At 64.5% G+C, this 12,941-nt stretch carries 6 protein-coding genes and 2 pseudogenes; 3 read left to right on the top strand and 5 right to left on the bottom strand.

All coding sequences use genetic code 11. The features are described 5' to 3' along the window. Positions 1-23: 23 nt before the first annotated feature. The 5 genes from GFD18_RS05110 to GFD18_RS05085 all read right to left on the bottom strand — a co-directional run bounded on the left by GFD18_RS05110 (position 24) and on the right by GFD18_RS05085 (position 8,056). On the bottom strand, positions 24-1,787 hold the full coding sequence (locus GFD18_RS05110) for a glycosyltransferase (RefSeq protein ID WP_225432900.1): 1,764 nt from the start codon (positions 1,785-1,787) through the stop codon (positions 24-26). Then, on the bottom strand, positions 1,784-3,028 hold the full coding sequence (locus tag GFD18_RS05100; protein WP_191997321.1) for a glycosyltransferase: 1,245 nt from the start codon (positions 3,026-3,028) through the stop codon (positions 1,784-1,786). Before GFD18_RS05100 ends, GFD18_RS05110 begins: the two co-directional genes overlap by 4 nt. A gap of 89 nt (positions 3,029-3,117) precedes the next feature. After that, positions 3,118-4,536 carry a polysaccharide biosynthesis tyrosine autokinase gene (locus GFD18_RS05095; protein ID WP_163198439.1) on the bottom strand — a complete coding sequence of 473 codons (1,419 nt, stop codon included), beginning with the start codon at positions 4,534-4,536 and terminating at the stop codon, positions 3,118-3,120. Beyond that, a complete protein-coding gene (locus GFD18_RS05090; protein WP_163198441.1) occupies positions 4,533-6,557 on the bottom strand; it encodes a DUF4012 domain-containing protein in 2,025 nt (674 codons plus the stop codon). The genes GFD18_RS05095 and GFD18_RS05090 overlap by 4 nt, the downstream gene beginning before the upstream one ends. A 14-nt stretch (positions 6,558-6,571) precedes the next feature. Next, complete coding sequence (locus GFD18_RS05085) at positions 6,572-8,056, bottom strand: sugar transferase (protein ID WP_163228258.1); 1,485 nt, start codon at positions 8,054-8,056, stop codon at positions 6,572-6,574. Between the two features lie 508 nt (positions 8,057-8,564). Here GFD18_RS05085 and GFD18_RS11430 point away from each other — a divergent pair. The 3 genes and pseudogenes from GFD18_RS11430 to ffh all read left to right on the top strand — a co-directional run. Continuing rightward, positions 8,565-9,659: pseudogene (locus tag GFD18_RS11430) on the top strand (ABC-F family ATP-binding cassette domain-containing protein); the annotation flags it as partial. 45 nt (positions 9,660-9,704) lie between these two features. After that, a pseudogene (locus GFD18_RS11425) lies at positions 9,705-10,715 on the top strand (ATP-binding cassette domain-containing protein); the annotation flags it as partial. Between the two features lie 444 nt (positions 10,716-11,159). Beyond that, entirely contained in the window at positions 11,160-12,800 is a 1,641-nt protein-coding gene (gene ffh / locus GFD18_RS05075) for a signal recognition particle protein (RefSeq protein WP_163198446.1), read from the top strand. The last annotated feature ends 141 nt before the right edge of the window (positions 12,801-12,941 follow it).

Raw genomic sequence — 12,941 nt, 5'->3', positions numbered from 1 at the left:
GGCAGTAAAGGACTGGGGTTGGCTCATGCGCGGCCGCCCGTCTTCCCGGAACGCTTCGCCTGTGCCGCCCGCTCCGCCTTTGCCAGCTCCCCGAGATAGAACTGCTGCAGCCACTGGGCGTTGGCGGTGATGTCGAATCCGGCCTTCGTCACGAGCTCGGGGCCCTGCGCACGGTCGGCGATCTTCGGTGCATCGGCCTGCGCGAGGATGCGCTTCGCCCATTCGGCAGGCTCGGCGCCCAACGGCACGATCTGCACATTGCCGGTCACGTCGCACTGGGCGGGCACACGGTCGGAGATGGTGCACGGCAGGCCGGCTGACTGCGCCTCGATCATCGTGACGGGCAGTCCTTCGAACAGGCTCGGCAGCACGAATGCGTCCATGCCCTGCATCAGACGATTCACGTCCTCACGCACCCCGAGGAAACGCACGGCGTCATGCAGGCCAAGACCATCCACTTTGGCACGGATGCGGTTCTTCAGTTCGTCGTTGAGCTCGCCGCCGCCGACCAGCCACAGCTCGCTGTTCGGACGCTGACGATGCACCTCGGCGAAGATGTCAATGAGGAACTCGTGGTTCTTCTGCGGGAAGAAGCGGCCCACATGGCCGAGGACGAACGCGCCTTCACCCGTACCGACCTCCGCGCGCACTTCGGCGGCGACGGCCGGGTCGTAACGGTAGAGCGCGGTGTCGATGGCGTTGCGCTGCTGGATCACGCGACCACGGTTCTTCTTGCCGAACAGCCAGTCGCCGGCCTCCTCGCCACACGCGAACATATGCGTCACGTACTTCGGCAGACGGAAGCGGAAGTACTCGCGGAAAATCGACTTCACGTCGAATCCGACCGGACGGTTGTGCGCGTGCGCGATGCGCACGGGAACGTCGAGCTTCGCGGCCTCGCGCAGGCCGAAATAGCTGCGCTCCTCAAGGTTGGAGTGCACGATGCGGTATTCGGGATGCTTGCGCAGGAAGTCGCGGATCTGACGCTTGTATTTGCCGAAATACTGCGGATACATCGGGCACATGCGGTAGATATGCCCACCCATGGCCTCGATCTCGTCCTCGTATGCGGCGCGGTAGTCGCGGTTGACGAGGAAGTCGTACGTCACCTTGCTGCGGTCCATATGGCGCATGTAGTTCATCATCATGGTCTCGGCGCCGCCGCGGTCCATGACGGTGTCGAGCACCAGCACGCGGGTGGGGAACGATGACGCTTCAGGGGATTCGATCTCTCCCCCAGCCGACTTCGCCGACCGCCCTCTCATCAGAAGAGCCTTGGCGGAACCGGCAGCCTCGCCATCCCGACGGATTGGTTTCACGTGAAACATTGCATCCATCCGCACGACGGAGTCGGCGGGGATATCGCCGGAAATCACGCAGCCGGCGCCGATGACGGTGTTGTCGCCGATCGTCGAGCCCTTGAGAATCGTCACGTTGCTGCCGATCCAGCAATGACGGCCGATGGTCACCGGCGCCTCGGAATACCCCTGCTCCTTGATGGCGACGGTCGGGTCGGCAAACCGATGGTTGTGGTCGTACACATGCACGTTCTCGCCGAAGATGGTCTCGCTGCCGATCTCGATGCGCTTGCGTGCGTGCAGGCCGCAGCCGTTGTTGAAGAACACGTTGTCGCCGATGACGATCTCGCCGCCGTTCTCCACGGTCGCCTGGAATCCACGGCGCATATGGAACGCCTTGCCCCAGCGCATATGACGGCCGTATACGACGCGATACAGCGCCTTCAGCATCAATCCGGTGAATCGGTACCATGCCTTGATGAGTATCATCGTCGGACCTCCTTGATCGCGCCTTCCGAACGCAGTTCCGCCTCGGACGGCAGCAGCTCGCCCCGATAGTGCCGCGCAATGTCACGGACCATCTGCGAGGCGAGGAACCTCCTAAGAAATGTTTCGCGTACGGCATCGCGGCTCGGCGGATCATCAAGCACATCCATGACCGCCGCCACACCGGCCTCGACGTCGCCGACGGGGAACAGCAAACCGTTCCGCGTCTCCTGCCCGGCCCGCGCCGTACGCCCATCGGCGCCCGGCCGCACGACCTCGTTGCTGCCGACCACATCGGTGGCGACCGCAGGCACGCCGGCACGCAGCGATTCGATAAGCGAGTACGGCATGCCCTCATACAGCGACGTAAGCAGATACACGTCGAACGCGGAGACCATGATGTCGGCATCGGCTCGGTATCCGATGACATGCGTGTGCGAGGCCACGTCCTCGCCGCAGTCCCGCCAGTACTCGCGTACGTCGGATTCCAATGGCCCGTCGCCCATATACACGAAGTGCGCATCGGGCCGCTGACGGATGACCTCGGCGGCGATGCGGGCGAACGTCATCGGATCCTTCTGTTCGACCAATCGTGCGGTCACGCCCACGACCGGAGCTCCCTCGGGGATGCCGAGTTCGTCGGCGAATCCCAGGGCCGCACGGGCCTCCTCACGCGATGGCACGGGAACGTCCGGCACGCCGTTGACGATCACACGGAACTTGTCGGCCCTGTCGAGCCCGGCGGCGAGCGCCGCCCGCTTCTCCCCTGTCGAGACGTTGAACGTCAGTGTGGTGGCGTTACGGCTGAACCAGCGTTCGAGCGCGGTGAACACCACGCGTTTTTTGCCGGAGAATTCGGGCGCCATGAACGAGTATGCGTGCGGGGTGTAGAACACGCGCGGCACATGTTCGAGTCGGGCGGCGAGGCGGCCGATGATGCCGGCCTTGGAGCTGTGGCAGTGCACCACGTCGGGGCGGATCTCGCGAATCGCCGTGCGCACCTGCCGCAGTGCGGCCAGTTCATGTCGGGGGCTGATGTTGCGTACGAGCGCGTCGCATGGAATCAGCCGGGCATGTCGGCGCAGTTCGGGCAGGTCCTCGATGAACGAGGCGTCGAGACGCGACGTGCCGTAGATCAGCGTCACGTCGAATCGTTCCGCGTCGAGTCCGCGAATCAGGTCGACGACGTGCCGGCGCGTCCCGCCCTGGGACTCCAGCACCATCACCACCTTCGTCTTCCGCATGGTATTCATTCCACCTTCTTCACTTGCCGTCCGGGCTCGCTTGCCGTTCGGGGTCATTCGCCGTCCGGGGCCTGCGTCCGCCCGATTCGTCACTCCGCGTTCTTGCCGCGCCTGCGTCCCTTGCCGGCGCCGGTCTTGCCGCCTTCGGCGTCGGCGTAGTAGTAGTACTTGGACTTGCTGCGCTTCTCGGCTTCGGCGTAGTTCACCACCACGCCCATCACCGGCACGTTCACCATCTCGAGTTCGGCGGCCACGCCTCGCAGCGACTTCTTGGTGGCCACGTTCTGGCCGACGACGAGCACGAGCTTGGCGCCTTCCTTCGCGAAGATGGCGGCGTCGTTGGCCACGTCCATCGGCGAGGTGTCGACAATCACGTGGTCGTAGTCGTGAGCGAACTGTTCGAGCAGCGCAAGCATGGTCTTGGATCCGAGCAGCAGGCTCGGGTTCGGCGACTTCTTGCCGGCGGGCAGCACGTGGAAGTTCTCCTTCCAGTACCGCTGGATGGCCAGGTCGGCGCCCACCTGGCCGGTGGCGAGGTTCGTCAGGCCCACGGCGTCGCTGATGCCGAGACACTGGCCGATGGACGGCTTCCTCAGGTCGGCGTCGATGAGCAGCACCTTCTCGCCCTTCTCCGCGTAGGCGGCGGCGAGGTTCACGGCCAGCGTGCTCTTGCCTTCGTTGGGGCCGCCGGAGGAGACGACCACGAGATTGCCCTTGGCCATGTCCTTGGGGATGACGAACGAGAGATTCACGGCCACGCGGCGGATGTCCTCGGCAATCGCGCCGGCGGGCTGGGCCACGATGACGGGCGCGCTGCCGGCGAGCAGCTGGTTCTTCGGCAGGTTGCCGATGACCGGAGCCTTGATGTACATCTGGATGTCGGCGGCCTGGCGGATCTTCTTGTCCATGAAGTTCAGCGCGAGCGCCACGATGACGGCGAGCACGAATCCGGCGAGCGCCCCCTTGAACGCGCCGCTTTTCACGTTCGGCGAGGTGGGCGTGCTCGGCGCGTAGGCCTTCTGCACCACGGAGAACTTGATGGGCGTGGTGAGCTTGCCGCCGTCATCGGTGTAGAGGTTGTTGACGATGAGGTTGTTGAGCGTCGTGGCCACCTCGTTGGCGATCTGCGCGGCCTCCTTGGGGTCGCTGCTGTTCGCGCTGATGGTCATGAGCGTGGTGTCGCCGTTGGCGGCGGCGGCCACGTTGGCGGCGAGCTCCTCGGTGGTCATGTTGAGGCCGAGGTTCTCGATGACGGGTTCGAGCACGGATTCGGTCTTGACGAGGCTGGTGTAGGTGCTCATCTGCCGCTGGAGGGCCTGGGAGTCGTTGTTCACCGAGCCGAGGTCGGTGGACTGGGTCTGCATGCGCACGAACACCTGAGTGCTGGCCGTGTACACCGGCGTCTCGGATTTCACGGCCCAGGTGACGCCGCCTGTCACCACCACGAGGATGGCGAGTTCGAGCAGCAGGTACTTTTTCAGTACGTTGAGCAGGTCGAATATGTTCACTGGTCGTTCTCCTTAATCAGGGGAGTCTGATGAATGGTCATGGTGGTGCCGGCGGCCCGTTCCGAGGTCTGCACGGTCACCGAAAGCGTTGCCGTCTCGCCGGGTTTGAGCGTGATCTTCTTCACGCCGACGGTCAGCCCGTTGTGGGTGGTGATGGTGTCGAAGCCCTTGCCGCCGCTGCCCGAACCTCCCGAGTCCGAACCTCCCGAACCTGAGCCGCCCGTTCCGCCGGAGATCGTCCAGTCGACGAGTCTTCCTCCGGCCGGCGCGTACACGTATACGACGGTCTCTATCTCGCCGGGATTCACGTCGTATCCCTCCGACATGCCCTTGCCGGTCACGTAGTCCGGCAGTCCGGCCACGTCGGCCGCGTTCACGGTGTTGGTGAGCTTCACATCCACCGCGTACTGCTGCGCGCCGGATTCCAAGGTGCGGGTCCTGCGGCTGGTCACCGAACGGTCGAGATACCAGCTCATCTTGCCCTGCGTGCCGTCGGAGAAATACACACCGGTGTTGGGTTCGACCGGCTTGGTCTCGAGCTCGCCGGCGATGGCCGTGTCGTGCAGGCGCTCCTGTTCGGCGGCGCGTACGGACCAGACCTTGAGATGTCCCTGCCTGGTCGACGTCATGACGGCGTTGAGCAATGCCGCGGAATTGCCTCCGTTGGCGGCGTGGAGAATATGGTCGAACGACTGCCTGGCCACGGCGGAGAACACGGCGTCCTGTTCGTCGGGCGTGCGGTTCTCGAGGTAGCTGTCGTGCAGCAGGTACTGCGCGGTGTTGGAGCCGTTCAGCGTCACCGCGCCGGAGCCGTCCGACGCCGCCGCATCGTCGATGGTCACGCCGCCGGTCACGGCAAGCAGACTCTGCAGCAGGCACGGGTCGATCATGATGACGCCGCTGATGGTCTGGTTGCGGCTTTTCTCCCACATGGCCTTGGCGATGGCCGCCGCTCGCGGATAGTCGGGCGTGAAGTTCACGTCGTGCGGCTTGGTGAGCAGGTTCTCGCCAAACAGGGCAATCTCGTCGTCCTGCGCGTCCAATACGGGCGAGTCCAGCTGCGGCAGCGTGCTTTCCGAGACGAAGTCGGAAAGCGTGAATCGGCCGCCGTCCACGGTCAGCGTGCCCCACGAGCCGGGCAGGCCGCCGGTGGGGCGGACCTCCGCGTTGTTCTGCGCGATCACCAGATACGTGCGTGCGCCGGAATCGTCGAGGTCGAGCATGGAGGGCGCCACGTTGGCGATGCGCGCGTAGACGTCCACCTGGTCGGCCAGTTCGGCGAATTTGCCGCGTGCGTTGTCCAAGGCGTCGGCAATCTGCGCGATATGCGGCGTCGGCACGCGGCCGAGATTGATTTCGGCGTCGCCGATCACACCGTTGGCCTGGTCGAGGTCGTCGGCCGATTCGGCGAGGCCGGGCATCGAGACCGTGCCGTCGTTCACGCTCACGGATTTCACCGACAGGTTGCCGGCCGCGCGGCTAAGCTGCGGCAATGCGTTCACGGATACGTCGTGCATGATGCTCACGGTGTCGCGCACGGCGGTCACGTCGTCGCCGATCACCGGCAATGCGCCGAGCATCCGCCAGCCGAGGCCGCTGGTCTGTGCGTAGGCCTTGTCGACGCCGTTCGACAGTCGCGTCATGCCCGACTGCGCCGCGCCCACGTCGCCGCTGCGGATGGCGGCCGGAATGGCGGCGGCTCCCTGCGAGGCCTCGGCCACGGCGCGCTTGACCTGCAGCGCGGAATATCCCATATAGGCGCCGAATGCGCCGATCGCCGCCATAATCAGCAACATCACGAGCAGTACTCGGCGTATGCGCTTGCGACGTCGGATACGCGCCACATGTTCGGCGCTCATACGACGGCGGCGCGGCCGCGCACCCTGCGTGACGTCGGCGAGCGCGTCCTTGGAGAATCCGTCGAGGTTCGGCTGCACGACGTCGTCGGACGTGCCGAGGGCCGTCCGTTCGTCGTCGTGCGCCGTCATATCGTCGGCGACGCCGTTCGATTCGTTCCTCATATCGTCCGGCTTCATCAGTAGGCACCCTTATGCGTGATGACGACGCCCACGGTCTTGAACAGTATGGTGAGGTCGCCGGTGATGGACCAGTCCTGCACGTAGGAGACGTCGAGCTGTTCGGATTCCTCGGCGGTCAGGTTGCTGCGGCCGGACACCTGCCACGGGCCGGTGATGCCGGGCTTAACGTACATGCGCGTGGCGTACAGGCGGTTGTATCGGGCGTGCTCCTCGGGCAGCGGAGGGCGCGGACCGACGACGCTCATGTCGCCGCGCAGCACGTTGAAGAACTGCGGCAGTTCGTCGATGCTCCATTTGCGGATGAACGCGCCGACGCGGGTGATGCGCGGGTCGCGCTTCATCTTGAAGATGAAGCGGTCGGTCTGGCCGGTCTCCTCGGCGAGTTTCGCCTTGAGTTCGTCGGCGTTCGTGACCATCGACCGGAATTTGATCATATGGAACGGCCGTCCTCGCAGGCCGATGCGTTTCTGCCCGTAGAACACGGGTCCGCCGTCGTCGATTTTGATGGCGATGGCCGTGGCGATCATGATGGGCGAGGATGCGATGATGGCCAGCACGGCGAGCATGAGGTCGAGGCCGCGTTTGATCATGCGCGTGCCGAAGCCGTACTGCGGCAGTCGCAGCGTCAGCACCGGCATGCCCTGGATGTTGCGCAGGTAGAGTCGGTGCGCGCCCATGTCGGCGGCGCCGGCGCTGAGCGCGATCTCCAATCCCAATGATTCCACGGCCAGCGAGAGCACGTTGAATTCGACGGAATCGCGGCGGATCACATCGCAGATCAGCAGCGTCTGCACGTTCATGCCGATGGCCGTGGCGCCGAGACGCGCGTCGTACGGCAGTACGGTCAGCTTGTCGTCGATGTCGACGTCGGCCGGAAGCGGCACCGACACGACGGACTTCGTCCGCGGGTCGATGCCGACGGGGCATACGGCGACGGGACGATAGTTCATCTGCGTGCGGCGGCGCAGACGGCCGAGCGTTCGCGCGATGCAGGCGGGGGATCCGATGATGATGGTCGCGTAGGCGAATCGGCCGTCGCCGCGACGACGGGCGATGATGCGCCGTGCGACGAATCGCGCGATGACGGTGAATGCCAGCGTCATCGCGGCGGTGGCGATCATGACGTGCAGCGGCAGTGGCAGTCCGAAGATGTAGTTGACCGCGGCCTGGATGACGAACGTCTTGACGACGCCTTCCACGATCTTGTAGTTGACCTGATAGCCGTCGCCCATGACGTGGCGATGATAGATGCCGGCGGCGTACAGGCAGGCCACGTAGATAAGGGCGAACAGCAGCAGGAGCACGCCGGTGAGCAGTTCGCTGGCCATGCCGTCGTCGTCGGGGATGTAGGAGAACGGTTCGCGCGTGAACATGATGAGATTCGCGAACACGAGCATGGAACCGTCCACGACCATGAGGATCAGGTTGACGAAGAACCGCCAGTACAGCACCTGGGAGAGCTGATGGGCGCCGGTCGCCATGACATCGTTATCATTGCCGGCTTCGATATCGGTGACGGTCGTGGAATCCTTTTGACTCCACCAATGATGATTCCTCTTCAAACGCCACCCTTCCTCAACGTCGGTTCGCCCTAGGGTTCTTCTCAATCGGGGGTATGTAACATCCGTTAACTATACGGTACGACACCTACAAATAAACGTTTTATATGACTACAGGAGAAACACCGACAACCCCTCCACATTTTTCCGCATTGTTACCAAGGTATGCACCCTATACCCCGATTGGCCATGAGCCTTCGGACGCGGGCCATGAGCCTTGCGGGAGTGGACTATGGGTCTTCGGAAGCGGCCATAAGTCTCCGAACGCGGGCCATGAGCCCTCGGGGGCGAGTCCCGAGTCTTCGGACGCAAACCGAAAAGTGGATCAAAACGTTCACGAGGAGCGGGTTTTCGCCTTCCTCGCGTATGTATTAGACCCACAAATCCGTCAATGGAGGGTTTGACGTCGCTTGGCGGTAGATTGGCGCTTATGCCGATTTATGACCTGGGACTTGAACACGTTTCGCTCGCTTTCGCCACGAAGACCATTTTCACCGATGTGACGCAGGGCGTCTTCGAAGGCGACCGCATTGGCATCGTCGGCAGGAACGGCGATGGAAAATCCACGCTGCTGCACCTGTTCAACGGCACGATGGAGCCGGATTCGGGCCGCGTGACCATTCGCGGCGGACTGACGTTCGGCATGCTCGACCAGCGCGACCCGCTTGACGACGACGCCACCGTGCGCGAGGCCGCACTTGAGGGCCGCGAGGACTACGAGTGGGCCGCGGAGACGAAATCGCGCGAGATCGTGGAGGCGCTGCTGGGCGGCATCGACCTGAACGCACGCGTCGGATCACTCTCCGGCGGCCAGCGCCGCCGCGCCGACCTCGCCCGTCTGCTGCTGAAGGATTGGGACATCCTCGCGCTTGACGAGCCGACGAACCATCTGGACGTGGTCACGATCCATTGGCTGGCCGAACATCTGAAGAACCGCTGGGCCAAGGGGCAGGGCGCCCTGCTGCTGGTGACGCACGACCGTTGGTTCCTCGACGAGGTGTGCGAGTCGATGTGGGAGGTGCACGACGGTGTGATCGACCCGTTCGAGGGCGGCTATTCGGCGTACATGCTGCAACGTGTGGAACGCGACCGTCAGGCGGATGTGCGCGAGACGAAGCGCCGCAACCTGGCCCGCAAGGAGCTGGCGTGGCTGACCCGTGGCGCGCGTGCGCGTTCGACGAAGCAGAAGTTCCACGTGAAGGCCGCGCGCGAGCTGATTGCCGACGTGCCCCCGGTGCGCAATACGCTCGAATTGAAGCAGATGGCGACGTCGCGTCTGGGCAAGCAGGTGGTCGACCTCGTCGACGTCACCCAGATCTTCGCCAAGCCCACGTCGAACGCCGACGCAGCCCAAACCGATGGCGCCGAGACGACCGAGGACTTCGTGACCGCCATGTATGCGGAGCCGCAGCCGCATGGTTCGGTCGAGGTGGCAGTCGACACGCTCGCCGATTCGCGTCTGGTGGACGCCGGCATCCCCGAGGCCATCGCCGCCGCGGAGAAGGCGCGCACCGAGGCCGAGGCCCTGGCGCGCAAGCAGGGCGTGGCCGAGGTGAAGGTGAAGCCGGAGGTCACGTCGGCCGCGCAGCGCGTGACCGTTTCGGGCCGTAAGATCCTCGACGATGTGACGTGGCTTATCGGCCCGGGCGACCGCATCGGCATCGTCGGCGCGAACGGCGCCGGCAAGTCCACGCTGCTCAAGCTCATCGACGGCTCGATCACCCCGACCGTAGGCCATGTGAACATCGGCAAGACCGTGAAGTTCGCGGTGCTTTCGCAAAGGCTTGACGAGTTGGAGAAGCTGGGCAAGTACAAGATCAAGGAAGTGCTGAGCCGCTACAAGCCGAGCTACATCGTGGACGGCAAGGAGGTGACGCCCGGTCAGCTGATGGAGCGCCTTGGCTTCTCCTCCGCCCAGCTGATGACGCCGATCCGAGACCTTTCCGGCGGTCAGAAGCGCCGTATGCAGCTGCTGCTGATCCTGCTGGACGAGCCGAACGTGCTCATCATGGACGAGCCCGGCAACGACCTCGACACCGATATGCTCGCCGTGATGGAGGACCTGCTCGACACCTGGCCGGGCACGCTGATCGTGGTCTCCCACGACCGGTACCTGCTCGAGCGTGTGACCGACCAGCAGTTCGCGCTGCTCAACGGCAAGGTGCGGCATCTGCCCGGCGGCGTGCAGGACTATCTCGATATGGTCGAACGCATGCAGAAGGAGGGCGTGGAGGCCGTCTTCGGCACGGATGGCACCTCAGGCAAGAGCGGCAACGGCAAGGGAGGCAACGGCACGGCTTCAGACGGCAACGGCGCGGACGCTGCCGTCGACGATTCGGCCGACGCCAAGCCGAAGCTGTCGGGCAAGGAATACCATCAGGTCACGCGGCGCATCTCGGCCATCGAACGCAAGCTTGCCAAGCTCGAAGAGCAGAAGGGCAAGCTCGAGGAGCAGATGGCGGCCCACGACCCCACGGACTTCGAGGGCCTGAACAAGCTCAACGAGCAGATGCAGGCCATCTCCTCGGAAAGCGACGACCTCGAAACCGAGTGGATGGAGCTCAGCGAACAGGTCGAGTAGTTGAATACTGGTTGGGTCTGGGAGCCACACGTCCCAGCCCAACCAGTATTCAACTCCCCTCAGTCCGCCTCCGGCGGCCAGCTCCCCTCAACCTTGAGGGGAGCCAAACACTTACTCAGCCGCACCTTCCACGAGTTCACCATATCCGCCACAGCCCCTCTCGCAGAGAGGGCCATAGGCAATGAACGTCATCCATCGTTTCGGCTCCCCTCAGGATTGAGGGGAGCTGTCGGCACAGCCGACTGAGGGGAGTCGACCGTCTATTCAGCCGTACTCCCCCACGGATTCACCACGTCTACGCCGGTTCCTTCGAAGTCCTTCACATTCCTTGTGGCCACGGCGGCCCCGCGAGACCGCGCTATCGCCGCGATCATCGCAGCCTGCAATCTGGTCGTCCCCTCCCTATACCGCTTTTCCCGCCGCATCGGTAGACTTGGGGTCATTATGGCTGCTTTTACTTCTTTGACTGACCGACTTTCGGGCGCGTTCAAGAACCTGCGCTCGAAGGGCAAGCTTTCCGAAGCGGATATCGACGGCACGATCCGCGAAATCCGCCGTGCACTGCTCGACGCCGATGTGGCGCTCGACGTGGTGCGTTCCTTCACCGCCAAGGTGCGCGAGCGCGCGCTGGGCGCCGAGGTCTCCCAGGCGCTGAACCCGGCGCAGCAGGTGGTGTCCATCGTCAACGACGAGCTGACGAACATCCTCGGCGCCGGCGTCGATCGTCCGCTGAACTTCGCGAAGAACCCGCCGACGATCATCATGCTCGCCGGTCTGCAGGGTGCCGGTAAGACCACGCTGGCCGGCAAGCTCGGCTACTGGCTCAAGGACGCCGGCCACACGCCGCTGCTCGTGGCCGCCGATCTTCAGCGCCCGAACGCCGTCACCCAGCTGCAGGTGGTGGGCGAGCGCGCCGGCGTCCCCGTGTACGCCCCCGAACCGGGCGTGCAGGCCGACGGCGACGATGTGGCCTCCCCCGACCAGACTACCGGCGACCCGGTGAAGGTGGCCCGCGATTCCATCACGCTGGCCAAGGAGAAGCTGTACGACACGGTGATCATCGATACCGCCGGCCGCCTTGGCGTGGACGACGTGCTGATGAAGCAGGCGCGCGACATCCGCGACGCCGTGCAGCCGAACGAGATCCTGTTCGTCATTGACGCGATGATCGGTCAGGACGCGGTGAAGACCGCGAAGGCGTTCGACGAGGGCGTGGACTTCACCGGCGTGGTGCTCTCCAAGCTTGATGGCGACGCCCGAGGCGGTGCCGCACTGTCCGTGGCGAGCGTGACCGGCAAGCCGATCCTGTTCGCCTCGAACGGCGAGGGCCTCAAGGACTTCGAGGTGTTCCACCCCGACCGCATGGCCTCCCGCATCCTCGACATGGGCGACATCCTCACCCTCATCGAGCAGGCGCAGAAGGAGTTCGACGAGGAGGAGGCCCGCAAGGCCGCCACGAAGATCTCCGACGGCAGCTTCGGTCTGGACGACTTCCTCGACCAGCTGCAGCAGGTGCGCAAGCTCGGTCCGATGAAGAACCTGCTCGGCATGATCCCGGGCATGGCGGCGCATCGCAAGGAACTCGAGATGTTCGACGAGAAGGAGGTCGACCGCACCGAGGCCATCATCCAGTCGATGACCCCCGAGGAGCGTCGCAACCCGAAGATCATCGACGGCTCGCGTCGCGCCCGCATCGCCTACGGTTCCGGCAACACCGTCTCCGCGGTGAACGGCCTGCTGCAGCGATTCGAGCAGGCCGCGAAAATGATGAAGCGCATGAGCAACGGCTCGCGCGGCATCCCCGGCATGGGCGGCCCCGGCGGCACGAAGAGCAACCGCAAGGGCAAGAAGGGCAAGAAGAAGGGCGGCAAGTCCGGCAACCCGATGAAGCGCGAGGCCGAGGAGAGGGCATTGCGCGAACGCCTTTCCGGCAAGCCCTCGGGCTCCAAGGGCAGCGGCTCGGCGTTCCAGAAGAAGCCGCAGAACCCCGCGCTTCCCGCCGGCCTGCAGATGGGTGAGAACGGCATGCCCGAACTTCCCCCGAACCTCGGCGGCGGCCTCGGCGGACTCTTCGGCGGCCGCTGACCCCCCCCCGCATACGTCGCCGAATTCATCGGCAATTCGATGTGAATTCCGGCGGATTCGGCGACATCACCTCGGCTCCCCTCCCAATGGAGGGGAGCTGTCTGCTTTAGCACGCCATCATGCCCAAGTCACAGCAATCAT

Source organism: Bifidobacterium saimiriisciurei (assembly GCF_010667655.1).
GTDB classification, from domain to species: Bacteria; Actinomycetota; Actinomycetes; order Actinomycetales; family Bifidobacteriaceae; genus Galliscardovia; species Galliscardovia saimiriisciurei.
The sequence above is the reverse complement of the archived record's forward strand: the minus strand, read 5'-3'. Positions and strand labels throughout refer to the sequence as shown.

Coding starts and splice junctions, on each gene's coding strand:
- GFD18_RS05100 (WP_191997321.1), bottom strand. CDS start 3,028: ATGCGGAAGACGAAGGTGGTGATGGTGCTGGAGTCCCAGGGCGGGACG.
- ffh (WP_163198446.1), top strand. CDS start 11,160: ATGGCTGCTTTTACTTCTTTGACTGACCGACTTTCGGGCGCGTTCAAG.
- GFD18_RS05110 (WP_225432900.1), bottom strand. CDS start 1,787: ATGATACTCATCAAGGCATGGTACCGATTCACCGGATTGATGCTGAAG.
- GFD18_RS05090 (WP_163198441.1), bottom strand. CDS start 6,557: ATGAGGAACGAATCGAACGGCGTCGCCGACGATATGACGGCGCACGAC.
- GFD18_RS05085 (WP_163228258.1), bottom strand. CDS start 8,056: ATGGCGACCGGCGCCCATCAGCTCTCCCAGGTGCTGTACTGGCGGTTC.